General features: G+C 50.4%; 23 protein-coding genes. 8 read left to right on the top strand and 15 right to left on the bottom strand.

Features of this window, described 5'->3' with window-relative positions:
* Positions 1-146: 146 nt before the first annotated feature.
* From IT781_RS01315 to IT781_RS01295, 5 genes are all read right to left on the bottom strand, one after another.
* Positions 147-1,451, bottom strand: coding sequence for a citrate synthase (locus IT781_RS01315; RefSeq protein WP_194968331.1), 1,305 nt, complete (start codon positions 1,449-1,451; stop codon positions 147-149).
* A 211-nt stretch (positions 1,452-1,662) separates the two neighbouring features.
* Entirely contained in the window at positions 1,663-2,409 is a 747-nt protein-coding gene (locus IT781_RS01310; RefSeq protein ID WP_194968330.1) for an S-methyl-5'-thioinosine phosphorylase, read from the bottom strand.
* A 16-nt stretch (positions 2,410-2,425) separates the two neighbouring features.
* Positions 2,426-2,965, bottom strand: a complete 540-nt coding sequence (locus IT781_RS01305) for a hypoxanthine-guanine phosphoribosyltransferase (protein WP_194968329.1) — start codon at positions 2,963-2,965, stop codon at positions 2,426-2,428.
* Positions 2,958-3,974, bottom strand: coding sequence for a beta-N-acetylhexosaminidase (nagZ, locus tag IT781_RS01300; protein ID WP_194968328.1), 1,017 nt, complete (start codon positions 3,972-3,974; stop codon positions 2,958-2,960). Before nagZ ends, IT781_RS01305 begins: the two co-directional genes overlap by 8 nt.
* 403 nt (positions 3,975-4,377) lie before the next feature.
* Positions 4,378-4,794, bottom strand: a complete 417-nt coding sequence (locus tag IT781_RS01295; RefSeq protein ID WP_194968327.1) for an HIT domain-containing protein — start codon at positions 4,792-4,794, stop codon at positions 4,378-4,380.
* An 86-nt stretch (positions 4,795-4,880) separates the two neighbouring features.
* Between IT781_RS01295 and IT781_RS01290 the strand changes: the two genes are divergently transcribed.
* A complete protein-coding gene (locus IT781_RS01290; RefSeq protein WP_194968326.1) occupies positions 4,881-5,927 on the top strand; it encodes a hypothetical protein in 1,047 nt (348 codons plus the stop codon).
* Between the two features lie 232 nt (positions 5,928-6,159).
* On the opposite strand, the gene IT781_RS01285 is transcribed toward IT781_RS01290, so the two are convergent.
* Complete coding sequence (locus IT781_RS01285; protein WP_194968325.1) at positions 6,160-6,876, bottom strand: helix-turn-helix transcriptional regulator; 717 nt, start codon at positions 6,874-6,876, stop codon at positions 6,160-6,162.
* 281 nt (positions 6,877-7,157) lie between these two features.
* On the opposite strand from IT781_RS01285, the gene gcvT reads away from it, so the two are divergent.
* From gcvT to IT781_RS22575, 4 genes are all read left to right on the top strand, one after another.
* Complete coding sequence (gcvT, locus tag IT781_RS01280) at positions 7,158-8,246, top strand: glycine cleavage system aminomethyltransferase GcvT (RefSeq protein ID WP_194968324.1); 1,089 nt, start codon at positions 7,158-7,160, stop codon at positions 8,244-8,246.
* A gap of 4 nt (positions 8,247-8,250) precedes the next feature.
* Positions 8,251-11,145 (top strand): aminomethyl-transferring glycine dehydrogenase, encoded by a 2,895-nt coding sequence (gene gcvP / locus IT781_RS01275; protein ID WP_194968323.1) that lies wholly within the window; start codon positions 8,251-8,253, stop codon positions 11,143-11,145.
* A gap of 290 nt (positions 11,146-11,435) precedes the next feature.
* Positions 11,436-12,815, top strand: a complete 1,380-nt coding sequence (locus IT781_RS01270; protein ID WP_228778845.1) for a 3'-5' exonuclease family protein — start codon at positions 11,436-11,438, stop codon at positions 12,813-12,815.
* Positions 12,816-12,923: 108 nt separating this feature from the next.
* A complete protein-coding gene (locus IT781_RS22575; RefSeq protein WP_255528652.1) occupies positions 12,924-13,046 on the top strand; it encodes a hypothetical protein in 123 nt (40 codons plus the stop codon).
* Between the two features lie 139 nt (positions 13,047-13,185).
* Here the strand turns inward: IT781_RS22575 and IT781_RS01265 are convergent, their stop codons facing one another.
* From IT781_RS01265 to IT781_RS01245, 5 genes are all read right to left on the bottom strand, one after another.
* Complete coding sequence (locus IT781_RS01265; protein WP_194968322.1) at positions 13,186-13,557, bottom strand: glycine zipper family protein; 372 nt, start codon at positions 13,555-13,557, stop codon at positions 13,186-13,188.
* A 14-nt stretch (positions 13,558-13,571) separates the two neighbouring features.
* Positions 13,572-14,312 carry a hypothetical protein gene (locus IT781_RS01260; RefSeq protein ID WP_194968321.1) on the bottom strand — a complete coding sequence of 247 codons (741 nt, stop codon included), beginning with the start codon at positions 14,310-14,312 and terminating at the stop codon, positions 13,572-13,574.
* A gap of 166 nt (positions 14,313-14,478) precedes the next feature.
* Positions 14,479-15,294, bottom strand: coding sequence for a hypothetical protein (locus IT781_RS01255; RefSeq protein ID WP_194968320.1), 816 nt, complete (start codon positions 15,292-15,294; stop codon positions 14,479-14,481).
* A 422-nt stretch (positions 15,295-15,716) separates the two neighbouring features.
* Positions 15,717-16,415: a TMEM165/GDT1 family protein gene (locus IT781_RS01250; protein WP_194968319.1), complete on the bottom strand. Its 699-nt coding sequence runs from the start codon at positions 16,413-16,415 to the stop codon at positions 15,717-15,719.
* 106 nt (positions 16,416-16,521) lie between these two features.
* On the bottom strand, positions 16,522-17,472 hold the full coding sequence (locus IT781_RS01245; protein ID WP_194968318.1) for a ZIP family metal transporter: 951 nt from the start codon (positions 17,470-17,472) through the stop codon (positions 16,522-16,524).
* A gap of 231 nt (positions 17,473-17,703) precedes the next feature.
* Here IT781_RS01245 and IT781_RS01240 point away from each other — a divergent pair, with 231 nt between their 5' ends.
* Entirely contained in the window at positions 17,704-20,019 is a 2,316-nt protein-coding gene (locus IT781_RS01240; protein ID WP_194968317.1) for a TonB-dependent receptor, read from the top strand.
* A gap of 459 nt (positions 20,020-20,478) precedes the next feature.
* Here IT781_RS01240 and IT781_RS01235 read toward each other — a convergent pair whose 3' ends face one another.
* On the bottom strand, positions 20,479-21,936 hold the full coding sequence (locus tag IT781_RS01235; RefSeq protein WP_194968316.1) for a M48 family metalloprotease: 1,458 nt from the start codon (positions 21,934-21,936) through the stop codon (positions 20,479-20,481).
* A gap of 171 nt (positions 21,937-22,107) precedes the next feature.
* Between IT781_RS01235 and tusD the strand changes: the two genes are divergently transcribed.
* Entirely contained in the window at positions 22,108-22,497 is a 390-nt protein-coding gene (tusD, locus tag IT781_RS01230) for a sulfurtransferase complex subunit TusD (protein WP_194968315.1), read from the top strand.
* A 3-nt stretch (positions 22,498-22,500) separates the two neighbouring features.
* Positions 22,501-22,857 (top strand): sulfurtransferase complex subunit TusC, encoded by a 357-nt coding sequence (gene tusC / locus IT781_RS01225; protein WP_194968314.1) that lies wholly within the window; start codon positions 22,501-22,503, stop codon positions 22,855-22,857.
* A 124-nt stretch (positions 22,858-22,981) separates the two neighbouring features.
* On the opposite strand, the gene ettA is transcribed toward tusC, so the two are convergent.
* From ettA to IT781_RS01210, 3 genes are all read right to left on the bottom strand, one after another.
* Complete coding sequence (ettA, locus tag IT781_RS01220) at positions 22,982-24,649, bottom strand: energy-dependent translational throttle protein EttA (RefSeq protein ID WP_194968313.1); 1,668 nt, start codon at positions 24,647-24,649, stop codon at positions 22,982-22,984.
* Between the two features lie 64 nt (positions 24,650-24,713).
* Positions 24,714-25,187, bottom strand: a complete 474-nt coding sequence (locus IT781_RS01215; protein WP_194968312.1) for an SRPBCC family protein — start codon at positions 25,185-25,187, stop codon at positions 24,714-24,716.
* A gap of 299 nt (positions 25,188-25,486) precedes the next feature.
* A complete protein-coding gene (locus IT781_RS01210) occupies positions 25,487-25,696 on the bottom strand; it encodes a cold-shock protein (protein WP_020157177.1) in 210 nt (69 codons plus the stop codon).
* Positions 25,697-26,271 lie beyond the last annotated feature (575 nt).

Genomic DNA, 26,271 nt, shown 5'->3' with positions numbered 1-26,271 from the left:
TAATTGTCTGGGCTTAATCTTCAGAAGGGCGACCGGTTTGGCTGGTCGCCCAAAGATAGTCTGTATTTAGACTTGCTTCAGCATGCGGTTTTGCTTGTTTGTGGCTCAAAAGCAAGCTTTTAAAACCGGCCAATAGAACGTCATTGTCAGGTGCGATCTTTGATATCGCGGTAATGGCGTATGGATTCGCCGACGTAGATCTGACGGGGGCGATAAATAGCAACACGCTCGCCATGTATCATTTCACGCCAGTGAGCCAGCCATCCAGGCATACGGCCAATAGCAAACAGGACAGTAAACATATTGGTAGGAATGCCGGCTGCGCGCAGTATTAGGCCTGAATAAAAGTCGACGTTCGGATAAAGCTTGCGAGAAATGAAATAGTCGTCATTCAGCGCGACTTCTTCGATTCGTCTGGCAATATCCAGCAGAGGGTCTTTGATGCCAGGCTTGTTGAGCAGCACGTCGCAATGTTTTTTCAGTACAGTGGCGCGCGGATCATAATTCTTATAAACCCTGTGACCAAAGCCCATCAGGCGCTTGGACGAATACTTGTTTTTGGCTTCGTTGATGAATTCGGTACCGTCTCCGCCTTCAGCATGTATTTGCTCCAGCATCTTGATCACTTCCTGATTGGCCCCGCCGTGCCTTGGTCCCCATAATGCGGAAATGCCGGCCGAGATAACGGCATAGACATTCGCCATGCTGGAGCCTGCGGTACGGACAGAAGACGTGCTGCAGTTCTGTTCGTGGTCGGCATGCAATATCAGCAGCATATCGATCGCGCGCACGATATCATCGTCCAGTTGGTAATCGCGTACCGGCGACGCGAACATCATGTTCAGAAAGTTGCGGACGTAGGATAGCGTGTGGGATGGATAGACCAGCGGTTCACCTATCGATTTTTTGTAAGAGAAGGCCGCGATAGTGCGTACCTGCGAAACCAGATTCGCTACAATCTGTATTTCGGATGCTTCATCGAGGCGGTCGAAAACCGGGTAAAAAGTCGACAGTGATGCGACCATCGTTGCCAGGATGCCCATGGGGTGCGAGCCGCGCGGGAAACCGTTGAAAAAATGGTGCATGTCTTCGTGAATGATTGACGAGTCATTCAATGCGGTTGAGAAGTGCTGCAGCTGTTCCACGGTCGGCAGTTCGCCATACAGCAACAGGTAGGCGACTTCGACAAAGCGCGAATGTTCAGCCAGTTCTTCAATAGGATAGCCCCGGTAACGCAAAATGCCTTTTTCACCGTCAATATAGGTGATGGCGCTTTCGCAGGCGCCTGTATTTCCATAACCCTCATCTAGTGTCACATAACCGGTCTGGCTGCGAAGCTTGGAGATATCGATCGCTTTCTCACCTTCAATTCCTATATAGGTGGGCAATGTGTAAGTCTTATCATCCAAGGTCAATATAGCCGGGGTTAGCGGCTTTAATCTATCGGTCATATATACTAAATCTCCAAAACTAATAGGTAACCTTGAAATTGAAGACTACCAAGGTTACCGCAAGCTATTCTCTCACTAATTGTTCATTATATCCGGATCTCCCTTTCAACTTTCAGTTTTCGTTAACTGTTAAGTTGAAAGGCTCTAAAGCGCCAGTCTGTCGGATTATTTTTTCATTCAGATGCTGATGCTATAACTCAACAATACCATATTAGCTATATGACAAGGCAATAAAAGCTTTCACAATTTCAGCAGCATTAGCCATGCCGGTATGCAAATGGTGTTCAATTTCCGCCATGGTAATTTCGCCTTCGGTTTTGCCGGCAGCCCAGTTGGCAACCACAGCAACCGTGGCGTAGTCCATATTCAGCTCCTTGGCCAGAGCCGCTTCCGGCATGCCGGTCATGCCGACCAGGTCGCAGCCGTCGCGTTCCATTCGTTGAATTTCTGCGGCTGTTTCCAGGCGCGGGCCTTGTTTGCAACCGTAAGTACCCAGGGGGGAAACTTTAATATTGGCTTGGGCTGCGGCAGTGATCAAGCGCGAACGCAGCTTTTGACTGTAAGGGTAGGTGAAGTCTATGTGGGTCACTGCATCTTCATCATCTTCAAAAAAAGTATGGCTGCGGCCATAAGTGTAATCGATGATCTGATCCGGGATGGCAATATGGGCGGGCGCCATTTCAGCGGTGATGCCGCCGACTGCGGCCACGGCAATGATTTCCTCGACGCCCAGCTCCTTAAGTCCCCAGATATTGGCCCGGTAATTGATTTTATGAGGCGGTATGCTGTGTGGATTGCCGTGCCGGGCTAGGAATACCACTTCAACGCCGTTCAGTTCGCCAGTAACATACTCAGCCGAAGGCGATCCATAAGGCGTGGTGATCCGATCCCGTTTGATGATTTTCAGTTCAGGCATTTGGGTAAGACCTGTACCGCCGATGATGGCCAATTGGGTCATGATAGTTTCCTCGTTTTTATTCTTTACAGGCATAAATGCCGGCTGCATTGCGTAAGTAACCCTTGTAGTCCATGCCATAGCCGAACAGGTAACGGTTTTCAACTTCCAGGCCGACAAAATCTGCCTTTATCGGTTTCTCATGATCGAGAATTTTATCGACCAGTACGGCGGTAAAGACGGCCTTGGCGCCTTGCTCCAGGCAATATTGGTAAATTGCCTTTAATGTAATGCCTTCATCCAGAATATCGTCGACCAGAAGAACTGTTCTGTCTTTAAGCGGGGCGCCTGGCTTAAGAATCCATTCGATGTGGCCTCCCGAGGTCTGGTTCTGATAGCGGCTGGCATTGATGGCATCCAGCGTCAGCGGTATCTTCAAGCGAGTCATTAATTTGCCTGCTGTAACCATGCCTCCGTTCATGACGCAGAGGAATAACGGGTTGCGGTCGGCGAGTTCGGCATCGATTTCTTGAGCCATTTTATCCAGGGCGGCCTCAACTTCCTGTTCGCTGTGCAGTAAATCGGCGGTAGCCTGTACGTGTTTGATTTCTTCAAGCATGATTAAAAGTTTGGTTGATTTGATCTGAGATTTTTTGCCATTTCTCGCAGTTCATTAACTGCTCGCGGTCCATTTGCGGCTTACCCCGCATGCTGTTGAGGCGTCGTTCCCTGAGCGGATCTTGGGTAACGGGCAGCGACTCAAGCACCTGCTCTGCAGCGCGCGGATTATTGCAGACCAGTATCATGTCGCAGCCTGCCTGTTGTGCCAGCCTTGCACGTTCGGGGAAATCGCCGACCGATGCGGCGCCTTCCATGGTGAGGTCGTCGCTGAAAATGGTGCCGTTGAAGTTTAATTCCCTGCGCAGAATTTGTTGTATCCAGAACGGCGAAAAGCCGGCTGGGCTGGCATCGATGTTGGGATAAAGCACATGCGCGGGCATAATGCCTTCCAGTCCTTCAGTAATGAGTTGCTTGAACGGCAGCAGGTCTTTATTTCTGATGCTGTCTATGTCCCGTTCATCTATGGGCAGCGTAAGATGAGAATCCAGCGCTACAGCGCCATGGCCCGGAAAGTGTTTCCCCGTAGCGGCCATGCCGGCGGCCTGCATGCCTTTTCTGAAGGCGCTTGACAAGCGTGTTGCCAGTTCATGATCTGTTGAAAATGAGCGGTTGCCGATGATCTCGCTGACGCCGCAATCAATATCCAGGACGGGGGCAAAGCTGAAATCGACGCCGACAGCCAACAGTTCGGCAGCCATAAGCCAGCCGGCGGGTTCGGCCAATTCAGGGGCTTCTGCATAACGCGCCGCAGGCGGCAGGCGGGTAAAACCTTTCTGGAAACGCTGAACTCGTCCGCCTTCCTGATCAACGGCAATCAGTAGATCGCCTTGGCGTGCAGCGCGAATGCTTGCGATCAGTTCAGTGACTTGCTCGGGGCTTTCATAGTTGCGCGAAAAAAGTATGACTGCACCGGTATTGGGATGATTTATGACTTCTTTTTCATGCGGCGTCAGGGTCAAACCCTCAACATCCAGCATAATCGGGCCGATAGGATAGTTATGTGTCATTGCCTATTGTCGTTTGGAAAAGGCCTATTCAGATCTGATATTTAAGTTATACAGAATTAAATTTGCATTGTTATTAAGCTTTTGTGCATTCCGGCTTATACAATTTTGCTGGAGATGAACAAAAATAGAGCCAATTATAGAGTATTTGCAGGTAAATCCGAAGTTTGCTGTAAATCTGGCGATATTTTTAATCAATGTTTAATTAAAGATCGAGAGTTAAATAGCGCTTAAAAAACCTCCGGAATTACAGTATGAACGCATCTGCTTTCGAAACGGATGCAACGCAAAACCACTGAGCGGCATAAGGCGCAATGAAAGAAACGTATCGCCGCCAATAAGCAGGACAGTGGACAAGCATGAATATGGCGAAACCTGAAAAGGCGTGTTTTTGCCACATTTCTGGTTAATTCAAGCGGTCGCCTAACCGGTCTTCAATAAGCTTGAGATTTTCTAAAATTTGCTGCTGCGTGTACGGAATTGCGTCGAATTTTCCCCAGACGGGCGCCGGCCAGGCTTTATCGGTCCGGTAGCGGACGATGTGATGTATATGCAGTTGGGGCACCAGGTTGCCGATCGAGGCGATATTCATTTTGTCGGCTTTGTAAAGCGCGGCCAGGTTTTCCGCCAGATAGCCGGATTCCTCCATTAACAGTTCCCGCTCCGGCTTTGACAATTGATAGATCTCGCTCAATCCCGCCTTTTCAGGCACCAGGATAAACCAGGGATATTGGCTGTCGTTCATCATCAGCAATCGGCATAACTCAAACCGGCCGATTTCGATGCAGTCTTGCTGGAGGAGAGGGTGTAATTGGAATGTCATGATTTTTATATACTGAGGCTTGAATTAAACTCAAAAATAGGTGAAATTTGCTATTTAAAATATAACAAATAGTAAAAGGTAGTTTCATGTCTGCGCAAACGATTTCAATTCAAGACTTGCCCCATGAAAATAAACTGGCGGTCTCGTTCCGGTTGCTGCTGGGATTGTATGCCATCATTCCTGCTTGTTTGCTGCTGCAACTGATTGATGTCGGATTTTTGCAGGGATATCTAAAGCAATATCTACCAAGCAGTCCTCACCATTTCATATTGTTCCAAATTGTTTTCGGTACGCCTCATATTGTTGCCAGCGCCATTGTCATGGCCAGCAACACGGAATACCTGAAGTTTTACAAAAAGAAAATCATTTTGATGACGGCCGCTCTTGCGGCTTTTTTCGGCATAGGCAGCCTGTTTATTCCTTATCTGGTTTTTTATGTGCTTGTGGCATGCTGGACTGTCTACCATGTGCTTAAACAGCAGCATGGCGTGGCGCGGAGCATCTGCCATCTGCCGGCATGGGCGTTCTATCTGCTATTATGGTTGAGCGTGGCAGCCGGCATTGTAGTTTACATCGGCATATTTCTGAAAAACACCCTGGACGCCCAACAGACTGAATGGGTCAAGCATGCGGCCGCCGGCTTGTGTATCGGCCTGGCATTGAGTACGGTTTTGTGCCAGCGCTACGTCACTACATCGTTTGGAAAACTGTTTCTCTGGGCCAATACCTTGCTGGTGCTGAGCAGTTTTTATCTTTACAGTCAGCAGTATTACTTTCTGGCCATTCTGGTACCAAGGCTGGTCCATGATGCCACGGCTTATGTATTTTATGTGACGCACGATTACAACAAGCATTATCCGCATCCACAGAATTTCATTTATCGTTGCGCCGCTCGCTGCAACCTCCATGTTTTTGTTGTGTTGCCTGCGCTTTCCTTTATGCTGGCGTTTGCTTTGCAGAACTATGGCGATGCGGCGGTTAATTTAATGACCAACTACATCTTTGGCATAGAGTTCCGCAAGGTTATTACTGTCGGCTTGCTGGGCTATCTGGCTTTGATGCATTATTACACGGAAGCTTTTACCTGGAAGCAGGGTTCTCCATATCGGCGTTTTATCGCTTTTACGAAGTGACAGAGGTGAATGGTAGCTCGCTTGCTGCGGTTGTGGCTGAGAGGCTTTTTCGGCTTAAAGCAGCCGGTTAGGGCAGGGGAGCTGCCTCAAAGCGTAAACGAATGCAGATAACGCCTGTCTTATGGACAGCGTTATTCTGCTAAGGCTATAAGTTGCTGATGCGGGTTGCAAGAAACAGAATTCTTATTACGCTAAGGCCCGTCATCACCCATTTGGGCTGCGTCCAGAAAAGTTATAGCCGTGTCAGCAAAAATATCAAGCGCATCAAGTCGCCCTGACGTCGGGTATTGGTTTTCTCGAATACCTTTTTCAACTGACTGCGAGCGGTATTGTCGGTGATATCGTATTTTTGACCATATTCGGCCAATGACAAACCGTCCGCCAAGGCCAGACATAGCCGCAACTCGGCGGCTGTCAAGCTGAATAAATCCTGAAATGCCCGCCATTGCTCTTCGGAATAACAGCCGGGGTCACACAATATCGCCATAATTTTTAACCCGTTCTCATCGTCCGGCGATTGCCGCCGCATTGGAAAACAGCCCAATAACAGTGGAGAGCTATTAGCACGCTCTAACAGCAGAATACAGCTTCTAGCCCGTCGAGAATCAAGCGCCGAAGGAGTCGAATCGACGGTACGAGATTGCGCCAATCCATTGATAAATGCCTTGAACTGTTTTGCATTGTACGAGTCGAGCAGAGTGAATTTCGGTTCCAACCGCAAAGGTATCGCATCGCTCTCCAGAAGGGCATCGACCTTTTTAGACCGATACAACACACGCGATTGACTGTCTAACAGCAAAACATGTCTGCCGAAAGTTTCAAACGAGGAAAAAATGTGTTGAAAATGCTCGGCCTGATAATCGGCGGCGCGCCGGAATTGCCTGCGGCGTTCGATGTGTGATGAATTATTTTCGTTTACCGGATCAGGTGGGTCGGATTTGCTGGTCATTGGATTATTACGGTTGCGCTTTTTGTTGTTTGTTCTTCGCTACCACTAGGTATCGAGCTGTTTTGATCGAATTCAGGCAATTTGGTCTATTTCAGCAGTTAAGCCAAAGGTGGGCCTCCATGGACGTCGAGGGATTAATTCCTTCTTAATTGTAGGGTTACAGCTATTGTAGCGATAAAATGCGCATTCGGCACCATCAACTTACAAGTTAGGCTGATTGGCTTGGTTTAATCAATCTTCGGCGTTACACTAGGGGCTTGCTGATACGCGGAGATAGTGTTGTGACTACATTAAAACAAACGCCGCTTTACCCTCTTCACCTTGAACTAGGGGCCAAAATGGTGCCTTTCGCCGGTTATCGGATTCCGCTACACTACCGCAACGGCATGCTGCACGAGCACCTGCATTGCCGTCATTACGCCGGCTTCTTTGATATTTCCCACATGGGCCAATGCCTGATCCAAGGCGATTCAGCCGCCGGCGAACTGGAGAGGCTGACGCCCAGCGATATCACCGGACTCGCTCCCTGCCAGCAGCGCTATACCGTTTTGACCAACGACACTGGCGGTATTATTGACGACATCATCGTGACTCGCCTGCCTTCAGGCTACATGGTCATTGTCAATGCGGCCTGCAAGGAAAAAGATTTTGAGCATTTTAAAACTCATTTATCTCACCGCTGTTATTTCAAAGAAATGACTGATCGGGCACTGTTCGCTCTGCAAGGCCCTGCCGCGGCAACGGTCATGCAGAAATTCTCTGCGGCAGCCGCTGATTTATCCTTTATGCATGCTTGCGAAGACGATATCAACGGCATCCATTGCATAATCAGCCGCAGCGGTTATACCGGCGAAGACGGCTTTGAAATTTCTGTGGTCGGCGAGCAGGCGGATCATCTTGCCCGCTTATTGTTGGCTGAAGAGGCGGTGGAACCCATAGGGCTCGGCGCACGCGACAGTTTGCGGCTGGAAGCGGGCCTGTGCCTGTATGGGCATGAACTTGACGAATCGATAACGCCTGTGGAAGCGGGCCTGCGCTGGCTGATCAAAAAAGGCCATGATCAGTTTCCGGGCGCTGACAGGATTCTGGCGCAGCTAAAGCAGGGCACAGAGAAAAGCCGTGTCGGCCTGCTGGTCGAAAGCAAAATACCGGTACGTGAAGGCTGTATTATTGCCGATGAAGCGGGCGAGGCCATCGGCCATGTCACCAGCGGCGGTTTTTCCCCCAGCCTTGGCCGCCCCATCGCCATGGCGATGCTGCACAACCCGGCGCCGGACTCCAACAGGGCATTATACGCACGAGTGCGTGACCACCAGCTTCCGGTCATGATCACGGAATTGCCTTTTATCCCCCATCGCTACCGGAGATAAAACCATGCCTTCATCTCGCCTCAGTCTGGACAAACTGGAAATGCGCGGCAACTTCATCCATCGCCATATCGGGCCTGATCAGCAGCAAATTCAGGATATGCTAGCGGAACTCGGTTTGAATGAACTGGAAGACATCATCCAGCAGGCGGTTCCGGCGGATATTCTGACTGACGAACCGCTGAAGCTGACTGAAACGATCAGCGAACGCGCCGTGCTCAAATATCTGCGCAGGATGCGCGCACGCAACCAGGTGTTCACCTCCATGATCGGCATGGGCTATTACGGCACGATCATGCCGGCCGTGATCAAACGCAACGTATTGGAAAACCCCGGCTGGTATACGGCATATACGCCGTATCAGGCCGAAGTTAGCCAGGGCCGGCTCGAAGCGCTGCTGAACTTCCAGCAGATGGTGATCGATTTAACCGGCATGGAGCTGGCGAATGCCTCGCTGCTCGATGAAGCAACTGCCGCGGCCGAAGCAATGACCATGTCGCGGCGTTTATCGAAAAGCGCTTCCAACAGCGTGTTCGTCGATCAGGACTGCCACCCGCAGACCATCGCCGTTATTCAAACCCGCGCGCACTCGCTAGGCTATGAAGTTATCGTCGGCGATCCGCATCAGGATCTGGCGCAGCAGGACTTCTTTGCGCTGATCGTGCAATATCCGGGTTCGAAAGGCGAAATTCATGATCTCGGCGAAATGACCGCAATCGCCCATAGCAAATCGGCGCTGGTTACGGTCGCGGCGGACTTGCTGAGCCTGGTGCTGCTGAAGCCGCCCGCCGCCTTCGGGGTCGATATTGTCGTCGGCAATTCGCAGCGCTTTGGCGTGCCGATGGGTTACGGCGGCCCGCATGCCGCTTTTTTTGCCACCAGGGACGACTATAAGCGTTCCGTGCCGGGCCGCATCATCGGCGTATCCAAAGACAATCACGGCCAGATTGCGCTGCGCATGGCCCTGCAAACGCGCGAGCAGCATATCCGCCGTGACAAAGCCACCAGCAATATCTGCACGTCGCAGGTGCTGCTGGCCGTTATTGCGGGCTTTTATGCGATCTACCATGGCGCCGAAGGCCTGCGCCTGATTGCCGGCCGCGTGCATTGTTATGCGGAAATTCTGGCCGCCGGTCTCAGGCAATTAGGGCACCACGTTATCAGCCAATGCTATTTCGACACGCTGTTGGTGCATACTCCGCACCGGGCCAAGCGCCTTGCCGCGCATGCCGCCGAATCTCATATCAACATACGCGTCGTCGACCCTGACCATATCGGCATTTCGCTTGATGAAACAACGACGCGCAATGATTTAAGAGCGCTCTGGCAGGTCTTTTCATCGCCTTTTGCCAGTCTGCCCGATATTAATGCGCTTGATGCATCGATAATGGAATGCATTCCCGAATCGTTATTGCGTACCGATGACATCCTCGAGCACCCGGTATTCAAACGCTACCATTCGGAAACCGAAATGATGCGTTACATGCGCCGATTGGCGCGGAAGGATATTGCGCTGGACCGCTCAATGATACCGCTTGGCTCCTGCACGATGAAGCTGAACGCGGCCACCGCCATGCAGACCATTTCCTATCATGAGTTTCATAGTCTGCATCCATTTGCGCCGTTGTATCAAACCCATGGCTATCAGCAAATGTTCGCCGAACTGGAGGATATGCTCTGCGACCTGACCGGCTTCGATGCCATTTCGCTGCAGCCCAATGCCGGCTCTCAGGGCGAATACACCGGCTTGCTGGTTATCCGCAAATATCATGAAGTCACGGGTCAAGGCCAGCGCAACATCTGCCTGATACCGGCTTCGGCACACGGCACGAATCCTGCCAGCGCCACTATGGCTGGCCTCAAGGTCGTTGTCGTGGCCTGTGATGAAAACGGCAATGTCAGCCTTGATGATCTACAGGCGAAAGTCGCCGAGCATCACGACACGCTGGCTGCGTTGATGATTACCTATCCGTCCACGCATGGCGTTTATGAAGAATCATTCCGCACCATCTGCGACCTGATCCACAAGCATGGCGGACAGGTCTATCTGGACGGCGCCAATTTCAATGCGCTGGTAGGCTTGAGCCGGCCCGGCAAAATCGGTGCCGATGTCGCCCATCTCAATCTGCACAAAACTTTCAGCATTCCGCATGGCGGCGGCGGGCCCGGTGTCGGCCCCATAGGCGTGCGCGCCCATCTGGCGCCCTATCTGCCCGATCATCCGGTGGTCAAGGGCGTCAATCCGGCTCAAAGCAAATATGGCACGATCGGCACCGTGTCGGCCGCGCCATGGGGATCGGCCAGCATACTCGCCATATCCTGGGCTTATATTGCCATGATGGGGGCGGCCGGGTTGAGACGCGCGACTCTGGTAGCCATTTTGAATGCCAATTATATCGCCAGGCGGCTAGCGCCTTATTACCCGATCTTATATACCGGCAAAAACGGCTGGGTTGCTCATGAATGCATTATCGACTGCCATGCCTTCAAGAAATCCTGCAATATTACCGTCGACGATATCGCCAAGCGCCTGATCGACTTCGGCTTTCATGCGCCGACCGTCTCGTTCCCGGTCGCCGACACGCTAATGATAGAGCCGACCGAAAGCGAGAATAAAGTTGAAATCGACCGTTTCTGCGATGCGCTGATCGCGATCCGCCAGGAAATCAAGGCCATTGAAGACGGCACGGCCGATGCTGAAAACAATATATTGCGCAATGCGCCGCATACGCACCGTTTATTACTGGAAGAATGGACACTGCCTTACTCTAAACAGCAGGCTTTTTTTCCGGCCAGCTATCAGCATGACGATAAATACTGGCCTCCAGTGGGGCGTATCGATAATGTTTATGGCGACCGGCATCTGGTATGCACTTGCCCACCTATGTCGGAGTATGAATAGTGGTATTTAAGTAAGACTATCAGGACCTATGTAAGCCTGTGCAGGGATTTCCCGATACTAATCGCTGCAATGCCCGAGCTGACCGGTTTGCCTGTAGAGGGAACTTACTGCACAATCGTCCCATCTTAATGGGTATTTAACCCCCCAAAGCGGATATTCCTGATAGCATTGATGCCTTGGTCGTGGAAACTATCACAGACAACGCATCTCCTGTGATTGCTTAATCCTGCGTTCGCTGTAATTAAGCCTGTGATCTATATCCAGGCTATTGTTCAAAGAGTAGTAAAAGTTTGATATCCATAAAACAGCCGATGGCTTTTGTCGACCTGGAAACAACCGGCGCTTCTGCAACTAAAGACCGTATTACAGAAATTGGCATCGTGTTAGTCGATGAAAACGGCATTCGGGAATGGAGCCAGTTGGTTCATCCGCAAACCCGAATACCTGCGTACATCGAGCAGATGACCGGCATCACCAATGCCATGGTTGAACAGGCGCCGAAGTTTGCCGAAGTGGCAGACGAAGTCGAGGCGATGTTACAGGGCAGGCTGTTCATTGCCCACAATGCCCGTTTTGATTACGGCTTTTTGAAAAATGAATTCAACCGTCTGGGCATGACGTTCAGGCCTACGGTGTTATGTACCGTCAAGTTATCGAGAGCGCTCTATCCCCAGTACAGGCATCATAATCTCGACAGTCTGATGGAACGCCATAACCTGATCACCAAAGATCGCCATCGGGCCTTGGCCGATGCCCAGCTGATTCACCAATTCTGGCATGTGCTCTTGGAAAAATTTTCCGAATCAGAGCTCAACGATACGGTCCGGCAGTTGATCAATCGTTCGAGTCTGCCGTCGCATATCGATCCGCTATTGATCCATGAACTGCCCGAAGGCCCCGGCGTTTATCTATTCTATGGCGAAAATGACCTGCCGTTGTATATAGGTAAAAGTGTCAATATTAAAAGCCGTGTTTTGTCGCATTTTTCCGCCGATCATCGTCACCATAAGGAGATGAGCCTATCTCAGCAGTTACGCCGGATCGACTGGATTGAAACGGCAGGCGAATTGGGCGCATTGTTGACCGAAGCCAAACTGGTCAAACAATTGCTGCCGACGCACAATCAACGGTTGCGAAGGAAAAAGGCGCTGTGCGCCTGGCAGCTTCAGCAACAAGGTGATCATTTGCGGCCGGTATTGGCCTGGGCCGACGATCTTGATTTTGGCGCCCAGGACAATCTGTATGGCTTGTACCACAGCCAACGCGACGCGCAAAAAGCATTGCGCAGTCTAGCCGATCAACATCAGCTCTGTTTGAGTGTGCTGGGTCTCGAGAAGACAGCCGGAAACCGCCCCTGTTTTGCCCATCAGCTTAAAAAATGCCGGGGAGCTTGCGTAGGCAAGGAACGACCGCTGGCTCATGCAGGCCGGCTATTGATGGCAATGACCAGGCTTAAACTCGCCGCCTGGCCTTATCCGGGCGCCATCGGCATTCGGGAGGGGGATGATCTGCATGTCATTGATCAATGGTGCTGCCTCGGTACGGCAAAAAATGAAGCGGATGTTCAGGCATTATTGGCCGCAGGAAAGCCGGTGTTTGACCGAGATACTTATCTTATTCTCAACAAAGCTTTGAAAACATCGAAGGTGGTCCTGTTAAAAGATAGTTAATTTAAATGACTGAAACTTAAGCGTTCTTTGAGTAAAATAGGCATAGTTCGTCTCAATAGATTCTGCTAGTTTATCTCCCTGTGCCATCTTTTGATTAAGGAGCGGGTGATGAAACAATCAGCACTAATGCTTTTTATACTGGCGCTACTTTGGGGCTGTGAAAATACCAAAGGGCAATATCGGCATGATCCCAATCATCATGAAAATATCATGCAAAATAATCGGGATTGAATGCGCCTCTGCCTGAAAGGGGAGGATTGCCGATCCAAGCCACAAGGCCAGGCTCAACGGCGCATCAGCGCTTGAAGATTATCGCTTTCAAAGTCCGATCTGCTACTCAAATAGCTAGTGCGCCAGAGCCCATGGGCGCTTAGTCGCTGCCGGACGGCTTGGGTTTGGTTGTCTGCCGCGGAGCAGGCAAATTTGGCGGCGGCGGCGCAAGCCATTCCTGCTGAGTACCATATGTCAGCCTTCCCGGCACGGGAACCCGATGGTTTTGACTGTACATGCACTGAATGTAAATGATGTCATAATCTTGTTGACCTTCCTCTTCGGAATCGGGCCGGTTTTGCGATTCGTCAATTTGCTTATAGGCAAGCCGCCTGCACAACTGATCGTCATTATGGAACTGATCGTAGCTTTTACCAGTGCCTGGCAGTACTAAAATACTCGGGCTGCTTGGCATTGTCGTGCATGCGCCGAGCACGAAAACAGAAATTAGGATTATCAGAATCTGTCGCATTGGGCACGCCTCCGTTAGGGAACAATTTTTTGCCAACTGGTTGAGCAATTCCTGACATAAGGATAATAACCGGCTGGCCTGGTGCAGTAATACCAATAGCCGGGTTCTTGCCCGACAGGTTGAGGATCGATTTTCTCCCAGCCTGACGGACATTCTTTCACATGGGGATAATATCCCTTGGGATTTGAACAATAGCTCCAGCTGCCCGGTTCAAGCGGCTGGACTTTGGGTGCAGTCCCTTGTTCTATGTAAACAGGAGGGGTGATAGTCGAGGAGTAATAAGGAGGGGTTGAATAGTAAGGCCAGTAATAATAGGGCGGCCAATAATAGTCTGGCCAGAAGAAAGGGTAACCTGCGTAAAATCCCCAACCGCCGTAATAATAAGAAGGATATACTTTATGCCCTGGCCCGATATAGCCGCCTCTGCGAACATCTCCATAGCCGCCGCTAAATCTGCCGCTGTAGATCCCCCTGAAGCCGCCGCCTCTATAGCTTCCGCCATAATCTCCTCGATGATCGCCGCCACTAAATCCACCGCTGTAGATCCCCCCAAAACCGCCGCCCCTATAGCCGCCGCTGAAGCCGCCTCCATGACCTCCACTGATACCGCCTCCACGACCTCCGCCAAAACCGCCGCCTTGAATTCCGCCAAAGCCGCCTCCACGGGCTCCGCCTCCGTCACGGGCCGAGGAACTTTCGCTAACTAGGAAAGCAACAAGGATCATCAGCACAATTGATAGTTTTCTGAACATCATGATCATTTCCTCATCTGGCGGATTGAGCCGAAGAGAACAGGAGTCGTCTTTTACATTACCTCACAATTGACCATTTTTAGGAATCGAAAGTCCAACGATCAGTCCTCTGCGCGGCCTGGCCGGGACATGTAAGCCCAGGGACATGCGCTCTCGAACCGGCACAGCATCATTGACACGATGCCCTGGTCAACCAGCCCGCTAAATCACCCACATCGACTAAAACGCCATCAGGACCCAGATAGTAAACATGGTTGTTGTCGGCTGAAACCCCTGCATAAGAGTTTGTCTGGCTATAATGGCGATAAGTATACGGCGGTTGAAATTGCGAGGTTGCTCCAGCCGGAGAAAATAAGTCTGGGTAATTATTTTCCGCCCAATTCAGAAGACACTCTATTCGATTGCGTAACACGGAATCCCGCGTAAATTTACCGATCGAGTTTAATGTACACGAAAAGGGTACGCCGGAGTCCGTGCCTCTGATTTGGCCCGTACCACTTAAAGTAAACTCATCTGGAGCGTTTACTGCGCCTGTCGCGGTAAAGCTATTTTCAGAAAGCGTTACGCCGGCTCCGGGAACAACAAGTACCCCGGAAAGAGTGACCATGTTGCCGTTTATCTGGCCGGTTCTTTTGATTGGATCGGGGCCTGGTCCCGTATAGCTGATGTTGCAACCATTCTGCAGAATGTCAAATGTTCCCGTGTCGCTTATAGGGTCAGTAAACGGCTGTTCTCCCTCAGCTTGACAGGTAAACGTGCCATTTTCCGAAAAATTCCATCGGCCGGCGATATTAATGCATGCCGTCCCGTTAGAGCCTTTAACCGTGATTTCCGGCTGCGTTTCGCCATTATTAGGTTTCAAGATATCTACTTGGCGGCCGTTTCCTCCGCCGATGCCGTAGATTTTCATGGATGGCGCGGAATCCACTCCGGCTGAGACAAAAAGCAGACAGGCCATCATATATAGTGAAAACGATTTTTTCATTTTCTCTCTCCTCTATTTATCAGCCTCAATTTTTGAACCGAAATTAGAGGCTTACGATAAAAGTTAAGCAAGCCGCATGATTAGCGAAGCATTTCGGAATTGTTGGGCCGGACAATCCTCCTGTAAGCGCTGTTCTAAGGGATGAACGGTATGACCGGTCGATGGAGTAGTCCTTGAATAGGACTTAATCTGAAAAAGCACAGGCATATGATTGCGCCGGATGAAGATAGAGCATCAATATGGAATTGATCGGGATCAGCAGCTGCTTGCAGTAATGCAGGCAACTCAATAGGCTTCTTTTTCATACCTCTCAGACACCGCCCGCTCGCTCAAGTGCCCTATCAATTCAAGGAGTCTGTGAAAGTCTTAATAGATTAAGTCGACGGATGCTCAGGTCATTATTCTCTAAGAAGATTACGTTATTAACCCATGTAATCCGTATAAGCTCTGTAGCCGGCAAGGGCAGCCAATATCAGAAAAATTGCGCCGCTGATTTTGTGCAGCAGAGTTAACGGGAATTTCTGCAGGATAGTGCGTCCTGCCAGAATGCCAAGGGCCGATGTTGAGGCGAGGGCGGCTGTAGAACCCAGCCAGACGGCGACAGGAGAGGCGGTACTGCTTAAAGCGACGACAGCCAACTGCGTTTTATCGCCGAATTCAGCCACTGTAATCAGCAGAAACGTGGTAAAGAAAATGCCGTGGCCGCTTTTTTCCTTGACTTCCTCGTCTTCATCCTCTTCTTCTATCCGTAATGCATGAATGCCAAAGGCCGCAAACAAGAAAGCGACAGTGGCGGCAACGATATACTCAGGCAGCCAGGCGGCGATAGCAACACCGAAAACCACGGCCAGCGTGTTTAAAAAAGCGAAGGCGGTGATGGCGCCGAGCATGACCGGCAGCCCTCGATGCCTTGACGCCAGCGTCATGCAAACCAGCTGGCTTTTATCGCCAATTTCAGCCGCTGCAATCAGCGCATAGCTGGTTGCGGCCGTGGCCGATATTTCAGCCAAGTTGCCGGAAGTCAGTAGAGATAAAAAGTGTTGTAGATAGTTTTGAAAGTGCTGTAGATAATTTGGAAAGTGTTGTAGATAGTTTTGAAAGAAATTTTGCAGCTCACCCATTATTTGTCTCTGTAAACAGTACGAAAGGCAAACGTCCGCCCCACCGGCAGATGCGGCGGACAGCCGATATATGTGTTTGGTTTGTAGTGGAAGTTAGGGATCTTTGTCAGCCCAACAGGTTATCCAGAACCATCATGATGATAAAGCCGATCATGAGGGCGAAAGTGGCATAACGCGAACGGCCGCCGGAATGCGTTTCAGGAATGATCTCCTCGCTGATGACAAACAGCATGGCGCCGGCAGCAAATCCCATGGCGACCGGCAGTACCGGTTCGAACAGCGTGACCATGGTGATGCCCAGCAAGCCCCCCACGGGCTCAACCAGGCCGGTGACAGTGGCGATGCCTATGGCTTTCCAACGGTTATAGCCGAGGCCCACCAGCGGCAGGGCGACGGCCAAACCTTCGGGAATGTTTTGCAGGGCGATCGCGACAGCCAGAATCACACCGTTTTTGATCTCTCCTGAACCGAAGCTGACGCCGACCGACATGCCTTCAGGAAAATTGTGAATCGTAATAGCGATAATGAATAACCAGATTTTTTTTAACGAGGCCAGTTGCGTATCTGAGATGGTCTCGAAATGAACATGGGGCAGTTGGCGATCGGCATAATGCAGAAACAGCCCGCCAATCAGCATGCCGATGGAGACGACGTAAATGCCGTTGCCGGGCCAGATCTCGTTGCCATAAGTCATGCCGGGAACCAGCAGGGAAAAGGCCGTCGCCGCGAGCATCACGCCGGCCGCCGCACCAAGCATGCCATTGAACAGGTTGACTGAAATGTTTTTAAAGTACAGGGCGGGCAGGGCGCCGATGCCGGTCGCCAGTCCAGCCAGAATGCTGGCGAAAAAGCCAATCACAACGATTTTGCCGAAAATCAGATACAAAGCGCCGAACAGGGCTATCTGCGACAATAAAAACAGTCCGGCTACAACGCTCCAGCGCTTCAATGGAGGCATGGCCTGCAGTTTTTGATAGTTCTGGCTGGATTTTATCCGGACTAGTTGATGTTCTAAGTAGCGCTGTATTTTATTGACAGTATTTACTGTGATTGTCATAAGCGTGGCCTGCCTCAGCTGATCTGAATGGTTATAGTTATTGTGCCTGGCATTATAGCTAAATACTCTGCTGTTGTATGGTTATAAAAACCTAAGTAATTCAATAAGCCTGTATCTGCCGCATGGTAATTTAATTGCCCGAATATAGGAATTTTTCCTTTTTTGTTGTCATGTCTATGTCCTCCCTGCTGGTTCAGCTACCATGACCGGTTTTTTAAGCTTGGGGGGATAATGAAAAAAAATCTTGTTTATGGAGCGATCGGGCTTTTCAGCCTGTCCTCGCTGTCTGCCGTTATGGCGGAAGAGCAATCAAAAGTTACGCTGGAAACCATCGATGTCGTAGGCGTTACGCCATTGCCGGGCAGTGGCGTTGAGGCCGCCAAGATACCGGCCAATATCCAGACGGTAACATCCGAGCAGTTGGAGAAGGCGCAGAGTCTGTCTCTGAATGAATATATCAACCGCTATCTGGGCAGCGTACATGTCAATGAAGCACAGAACAACCCGTTGCAGCCTGATATATATTACCGCGGCTTTGTCGCTTCGCCATTGCTGGGATTGCCGCAAGGCTTGTCGACCTATGTGAACGGGGTCAGATTTAACGAGCCCTTCGGCGATACGGTCAACTGGGACCTGATCCCCAAGGGTGCGATTGACACGATGGCATTGGTGCCAGGGTCCAATCCGATGTATGGCTTGAATACGCTGGGCGGCGCCATAGCGCTCAAAACCAAAACTGGTTTTTCGGCGCCTGGCCATCAGTTTGAAGTTTACGGCGGTTCATGGGACCGGCATTCGGAAGAATTAACCAGCGGCGCCAATAACGGCACCTGGGGCTATTTTCTCGATGTGCACAATTTCGGCGAACAGGGTTGGCGCGATTTCTCGCCGACGCGCGCCAAGCAGGTTTTAGGCACCTTGAGTTGGCAGAACGACCGCGGAGAACTGGATTTAACGCTGGCCGCCAACGATAACGATATGAAAGGCAACGGCGCAGCGCCTGAGCAGTTGCTGGGTCTGGGCAGAAAAGCCGTGTTCACGCATCCTGACCAAACCATTACGCGCATGTTCTTTTCCGAACTGTCAGGCAGTTATGACCTGACTGATGACATTGAAGTAAGCGGTAATGCCTATTTCCGTCAGAACCGGATCAGAACCTTTAACGGCGATGACAGCGATTTTGATGGCTGTGCAGATGACAGCGGCTTTTTGTGCGATGAGTCAGGCGAATTTCCGGTTGTCGATATCAACGGCAACCAGGTGCTTGAAGACGACAGCGTGGAAGGCGCGACCAATAATACCAGCGCAACCAATATGCGCAGCCGGGGCGGCACTTTGCAATCGATGTTCAAGCAGGACTGGTTCGAGCATGAAAACAATCTGACAGTCGGCGCCAGCTATGATTATGCCGATGTGCATTTTGGTTCCGATACCGAATTGGCGCAGCTGACCGATGACCGCGGCACCATAGGCAGCGGTATTCTGGTCAGAGACGCCAGGGTGCGCCTGAATACCAATACCGAAATCTATGGCTTCTATCTGAGCGATACATTCTCGGTGACCGACGATCTGGCCGTCACATTGGCCGGACGTTATAACCATGTCAGCATCACCATGGCCAACCAGTTCATCGACGGCGAGGACAAATTAAGCGGCAAGCATAGTTTCGAGCGCTTTAATCCATCGGCCGGCTTTACTTATCAGATTATCGATAACGTCGGCATGTACGGCAGTTACAGTGAATCCTCGCGGGCGCCGACGCCGATGGAGTTAAGCTGTGCCGATGAGGATGATCCCTGCCGGCTGCCGAATGCGTTTGTTTCCGATCCGCCGTTGGATCAGGTCGTGGCCAAAACCTGGGAGGGCGGTTTCCGCGGCAATTTTGATAAATTCTTGGAGAAAGGCGACATGAAGTGGAATCTGGGCTATTTCCATACCGTGAATCATGACGATATCATCTTTAATCGCGGCGGCGACAGCATCAGCGAAGGATTTTTCAGCAACGTCGGGCAAACGCGCCGTTACGGCATAGAAGCCGGCACTACGCTTAATTATGCGCAGTTGTTCAGCGGCATTGACGACTGGCATTTTGCGGCCAATTATACCTACCTGAATGCGCGTTTTATGGATGGCTTTACGATTCAAAGTCCGTTGGATGAAGACGAGCCGGCTCAAGTAACGCGCGGCAATAGAATTCCGGGCATGCCCGAGCATATCTTCAAGGCGTCGATCGGTGTCGATTTATGGAAACGTTTCTCGTTGGGCATTGATGGCCTGTACAGCGGTGATCAGTTCTTTAGGGGCGATGAGGCCAATACGACTCCGAAGCTGGCCGGTTACTGGTTGTTCAATGCGAAGGCGGAATATAAGATCAATAAACACCTGGCCTTGTTTGGTAAGGTGGATAATATTTTCGATAAGGACTATGCCTCTTTCGGTGTCTACGGGCAAGCTGATGAAGTTTTGGGCGATGCTTTCAATAGCGGCCGTTTTGTCTCGCCCGGCGCGCCAAGGGCCGGATGGATCGGTGTGCGCTTGAGCATGTAAAATTCCGGATTGAGCTGAGCAGGGACGCTCGAAAATCTGAAACAAGTTTGTATAAATTGCAGGCAATAAAAAGCCCGCATGGAGCGGGCGTACTGAGTGTTATTATTTTTATTATTTTTGTTGTACTCTATGATCCTCTGTACAACTTAACTCAAGCAGAATTACTTAATTTATTATTGTTATCAATAGCCTGAAAGGCTTATCCTCCTCTTAGCCGGCCGTTAAACCGGGCTCACTCCGTTAAGCTGGTGAAGATTCTATATCAAAAAAAACAGTAGTGTCCATCAAAAAAAATGATTTTTTAAGTTAAATAGTATCGGCTCGAAAATAGTTAATAGATACATTATGTTATGAAATTTTAGCGATTTCTAATGTAAGAAATGGCTGGCAAAGATTGCAGTCAATTAAGTAAACGTTAAGAATACACGTGATTGCCTTTTGCCAGTCAATGCAAAATTTTTACCGGTCACGCCGGGCTTCTTCTTCCTCGTTCAGAAAGAAACTGAGGCGCTCGTTAAGAATGGAGGACAGATAAAAATTAAGGTCTTTTGATTTCTGGGCCAATTTGATCTGCAGGATAGCGTCTCTGGTTTGTCCTGTCATATAGTAGTATTCGGCAAGATAGCGATGCGATTCGGCCGGTTGGTTTAAATCGCTGTAGGTTTGCGCCAGGAGCTGCATATACATCGGCTGCTGCTGGATTTTAGGACTCAACGCCATTAGATTTTTGCGGGCCGCCTCGGGGTTGCCCGCTTTCAACAGAGACGTTATATATTCAAGCTTGACGGCATCATTGTCAGGAAATTGTTTAACCGTTTTTTGATAGAGGGCAAGGGCTTCAGGGTAATGCTTTGCTTCAAGCAGCGTACGGGCCAGCGCCGCTACGTATTGGGCCTGCTCGGGATGTTCTTGGGCCAGTTGTCGAAAGATGGCTTCGGCTTCCTTGAATTTTTGCGCATGAAGCTGAGCCAAACCCATGCCGTAACGGGAAACGGTGCGCTGCTCTTCGGTGCCCTGCGTCAAGCGTGATTGAAAATAGTTGACGGCATCGGCAGTATCGGTTGCGGTTATTACGCGCAGCTTGGCTTTGACCAGCTGATAGCCGAGCGAGTCGGGGTATTGTTTATAAGGATAGGTTTCCGCCCGGCCGCGGGTATCGGAAATACGCGAAGCGGTAACCGGGTGTGTTCTTAGAAACTCCGGAACATCCTGCCCATAATAGCGGGTGGATTGCTGCAGACGTTCAAAGAAAGTGGGCATGCTGCGCGGGTCATACTGCGACCCCGCCAATGTTTGCATGCCGACGCGATCGGCTTCCGCTTCATGTTCGCGTGTAAAGTCAATTTGAAACTGAACACTGCCGGCCTGTATGGCCATGAGTGCTGCTTGTGCAGCCGCTGGCGATTGTGTGCCTAATAAAATAGCGGCCAGGGTGGCGGCAGCTGTGGGAAGCGACAAACGGCTGGCAGCTTCAAAGGCACGGTATAGATGACGCTGGGTTACGTGAGCAACCTCGTGCGCCATGACCGAAGCCAGCTCGCTTTCGGCTTCAGTTGTCAGAATGAGCGCGGAATTTACGCCGATATAGCCGCCAGGACCCGCAAAGGCGTTGATTTGATTTTCCATGACGACAAAGAAATGGAAAGGATAACCCGGGGTATCACTGTTAGTTGCAAGCCTTTTGCCGATAGAGTCAATATACTGCTGGATTTCGGCATCCTGGCTGATGGAAACTTGGCTGTGCAGGCTTCTGAAAAAAGCGGCGCCGAGTTCCTGTTCCTGCGCCGGGGTGATCAGTGCGCCTGAGGAATCGCCCATGTCGGGCAATTCAATCTTATCAATTTCAACAGCCTGCTGTGCAGCAGGGAACAGGGCAAGGCCCAAAGCCAGCGTTAGAGCGGATGGTTTAAATTTCATGGCGATGAGACTGAGTGAGACAGGATTGGTTCCGAAAACAATGAAATAACGGCCTGACAGCCGACTATTGATATTTTATAGGATTATAATAGGCTAAGATCGTCACTATCAACAAGGCTGTTCTCGAGGGGGCCGAGTGTATTTATTCTATGTCTAACGATTCTTTTAATAATGAAATTTGCCATTCAAGTTAATACCAGTCCTTATCAGTCGAACGCCGGCCATATTGCCTATCAGTTTATCAAGGCCGTTTTGGCACAGGGGCACGAAGTGTTTCGGGTGTTTTTTTATCATGACGGCATCTATCATGCCTTCAGGTACGCCACGCCCCCGGATGATGAGCTTCAGTTCACTGCGCAGTGGCGTGAATTGGCGCGGCAGCATCAGATTGACCTGGTCGTTTGTATCTCTGCCGCCCAGCGGCGCGGTTTATTGTGCACGGACGAAGGCAATAGGCAGGGCAAGGCCGATAATGATCTGGCTGAGGGCTTTCGTATTTCAGGGCTGGGGCAATTGGTTGAGGCTACGCTGGAAGCTGACCGTTTCATCGTTTTTGGTTGAGAAATGAAAAAATATTTGTTTGTATTGCGCAAGCCGGCGCACAGCGGCGGCCAGGTTCAGGAAATGCTCGATATTGTTCTGACCACGGCGGCATTCGATCAGCAGGTCGCGATCCTGTTATTGGATGATGGGGTTTTCCATCTGAAAAACGGCCAGCAACCCGGTATTGCGGGCATGAAGGATACGGCCGCCATCTTTAAGGCGCTGGAAATCTATGATGTGCATGATATTTATACGGAAGTTGAATCCCTGCAAGAGAGGGGGTTGAAACCGGGCGATTTATGTCTGCCGGTGCAGGAGTTTTACAGAAAGGACATAGCCGGGCTGATGAAGCGGTATGACGTTGTGTTTGCGGGCTAAGGGATCGGGTCTGGTGTCAATGCCGTTAAGTTAAGCCATTCATGGTTCGACAAGCTCACCACGAACGGCTTAACTTAACGGCATTGGGTATGGAGCGGGTTATTCCCGCTCCATACGACTGACACTATTGAGCCAGCTTTTTGTATTTCAACCGGTGAGGGTTATCCGCATCACTGCCCAGACGGCGATGGCGGTCAGCTTCGTAGTCCTGATAGTTGCCTTCAAACCAGACCACGTTGCTGTCGCCTTCAAAGGCCAGCATGTGCGTGGCGATTCTGTCCAGGAACCAGCGGTCATGCGAGATAACCACGGCGCAGCCGGGGAAGGCGAGCAAGGCTTCTTCCAGAGCGCGTAAGGTTTCAACGTCGAGATCGTTGGTCGGCTCGTCAAGCAGCAATACGTTGCCGCCGGTTTTCAGCAGCTTGGCTAAATGTACGCGGTTGCGCTCACCGCCGGAAAGCTCGCCGATGCGTTTTTGCTGATCAGCGCCTTTAAAGTTAAAACGCCCGACATAAGAGCGCGAAGGCGTTTCATACCTGCCGACCGTAATCATATCCAAACCGTCGGAAATTTCTTCAAAGACGGTCTTGTTCGGGTCCATGTTGTCGCGCAGCTGGTCAACATAGGCCAACTGCACGGTTTGTCCCATGGTCAGCGAACCTGAGCTGGGCTGCTCCAGGCCCGCCATCATACGGAACAGCGTGGTTTTACCTGCGCCGTTAGGTCCGATAATGCCGACGATGCCTCCCGGCGGCAGTTTGAAGCTCAGGCCGTTAAACAGCAACCGGTCGCCGAAGCCCTTGCTGATGTTATCCGCTTCGATCACGACATCGCCCAGGCGTGGACCGGGCGGAATATAAATTTCCTGAGTCTCATTGCGTTTTTGCACTTCCTGGGATGACAATTCCTCAAAGCGCGCCAGACGGGCCTTGCTTTTGGCATGACGGCCTTTGGGATTCGAACGCACCCATTCGAGCTCGGCTTTCATGGCTTTTTGGCGGGAAGATTCCTGCTTTTCCTCCAGTTCCAGGCGGCGGCCTTTTTGTTCCAGCCAGCTGGAGTAATTGCCTTCCCATGGAATGCCCGAGCCTCTATCCAGTTCCAGAATCCAACCGGCGACATTATCCAGGAAATAACGGTCGTGCGTTACTGCGACGACAGTGCCGGGATAATCGTGCAGGAAGCGTTCCAGCCAGGCGACCGATTCGGCGTCCAAATGGTTGGTGGGTTCGTCCAGCAGCAGCATGTCCGGATTGGATAGCAACAACCGGCACAGGGCGACGCGGCGTTTTTCGCCACCGGATAATTTGGTCACATCGGCATCCCAGTCCGGCAGGCGCAATGCATCGGCCGCAATTTCCAGTTTCCTGTCCAGTTCCCAGGCGCCGGCCGCTTCAATCTTTTCCTGCAGTTCGGCCTGTTCTGCCAGTAAGGCGTCGAAATCGGCGTCAGGATCGGCAAAAGCATTGCTGACTTCGTTAAAACGGTCCAGGATCGATTTGGTTTCGGCAACGGCTTCTTCTATATTGCCGCGCACGGTTTTATTGGGGTCTAATTGCGGCTCCTGCGGCAGATAACCGATATTAGTGCCTTTTAGCGGAATCGCTTCACCTTCGATTTCTTTATCGATGCCGGCCATGATTCGCAGCAATGTCGATTTACCGGAACCGTTCAAACCCAGCACGCCGATTTTGGCGCCGGGAAAGAAGGATAGCGAAATATCTTTGAGTATGTATTTTTTGGGCGGGACAATTTTCCCTACCCGATTCATTGAATATATGTATTGCGCCATATTTTTGCGTATCAGTTGTAAATTGATAAAGGGTAACCTGATGTGTACTATTATTCCATGTTATTTATAAATTTTTAACCGTTGACAGGTGTCGGATCAAGCTTTCTTCTCCAGACTTCATGACGCGTGCATGGTTCCATGCAAAAATCGGCGCGGCTAATGTCGCAAATCGGTTCATCCAGGGTTTGCAGGTTTGCACCTGCCATCTGAATTCAACTTCAGTGCGGCTGTTAGTGGAGTCCGGGCATAATTGACAATAGCCATGACCTTGCAGATCGCCATCAACCTTTACGGCGATAAAACGACGAGGCTGTATTTCAGTGACGCATAAATTAAGCATCAGCGTGTACGGCAAGCAGGTGCGCCAGTAATAACGCCTGATATTGTTGATGCCGGACGCATCTCCCGATTCTATTTCCTCAACCGATATCACATATTTCCACCAGGACGGCCAATTTTCAGTATCGATCAGGCACGGCCAGACGGCTTCAACAGGCGCAGGGATCAGCCAGTTTGTGTTTAAGGAAAACTCAGGCATGGCAAAGACTCCGTTACCGTATCGGTTTGGTATAAATCTGACTTTTGCTGAAAAAACGGTAGCTGGGCGGCCGCAATCAGAGAATCGCAAGGCCTGCGAGAAAGTCTATAAGCAAGACAGCGGCCTCGCTAAATGAGAGAATGCCAACAATGACTATATCAAATAGTACAGGGAAGCTTTAATAAATAAACCTGAAAAGGTTTTAGCTCCCAATGCATGGCCGAAGCGAACCGGCAGTTATTTCGCATGCAAAATAAGCCCAAAAGTCTATCGACTTTTGGGCTTGATTTTGGGGTTGGTTACGCTGGGGTCACATTCTCAGCTTGCGGGCCTTTTTGACCTTGAGTTACCTGCATAGTAACTTTTTGGCCTTCGCGCAAGGTTTTGCGGCCGGTGCCGTTAATTGCACTGTGATGAACAAAAACATCTTTACCACCTTCTTGTTCAATAAATCCAAACCCTTTTTCATCATTGAACCACTTAACGGTACCTACGACTTGCTCTGACATATTTCACTCTTAAACTTAAAAAAAATCGCCAATTTCTGTTGGCTTTATAAATCCCAGCCTTAACAATAAAGCCGGCTCAAACGTCTCACTGCATCCAATGGTAGAACTTAAAATACTGGCGGAGCAAAACTTAATGAATAATATTTTGACCGGGTTGAAACCCCCTGTTATTCGGCCTATAGCGGGATACAGAGAAATCAAAACCAGTAGAAAGATACGCATAAATGCTGGTCACAGTATATAGATAAATTAGATTTTTTAGCAATGAATTTAACTCTTCGACAAATATATTTTTACTAAGGCTCTCTGCATTCTCGACGGCTCAATTAGAGTCTTCGTAATTGCTGAAGTCGCCAGTCACCTCCTATAAAAATTTTATTAAAGCCAAACGGGTTAAAAAGCCTCTAACAGTTTATCTATGCTTCTGTTATTGCCTTGCAAATTCTTTGGCTGATTCAAGAGATTTAGGGCTGAATTGCTGATGTTGCCTTTACGCTGGGAATTTTTTCTATTGGCTCGTCTAAAATTTTCATGGCGCGAGTCCGGAAAGCGGAAATAGCGATTCTTGACAAAAA

It is taken from the genome of Methylobacter sp. BlB1, from assembly GCF_015476545.1.
GTDB lineage: Bacteria > Pseudomonadota > Gammaproteobacteria > Methylococcales > Methylomonadaceae > Methylobacter.
The sequence above is the reverse complement of the archived record's forward strand: the minus strand, read 5'-3'. Positions and strand labels throughout refer to the sequence as shown.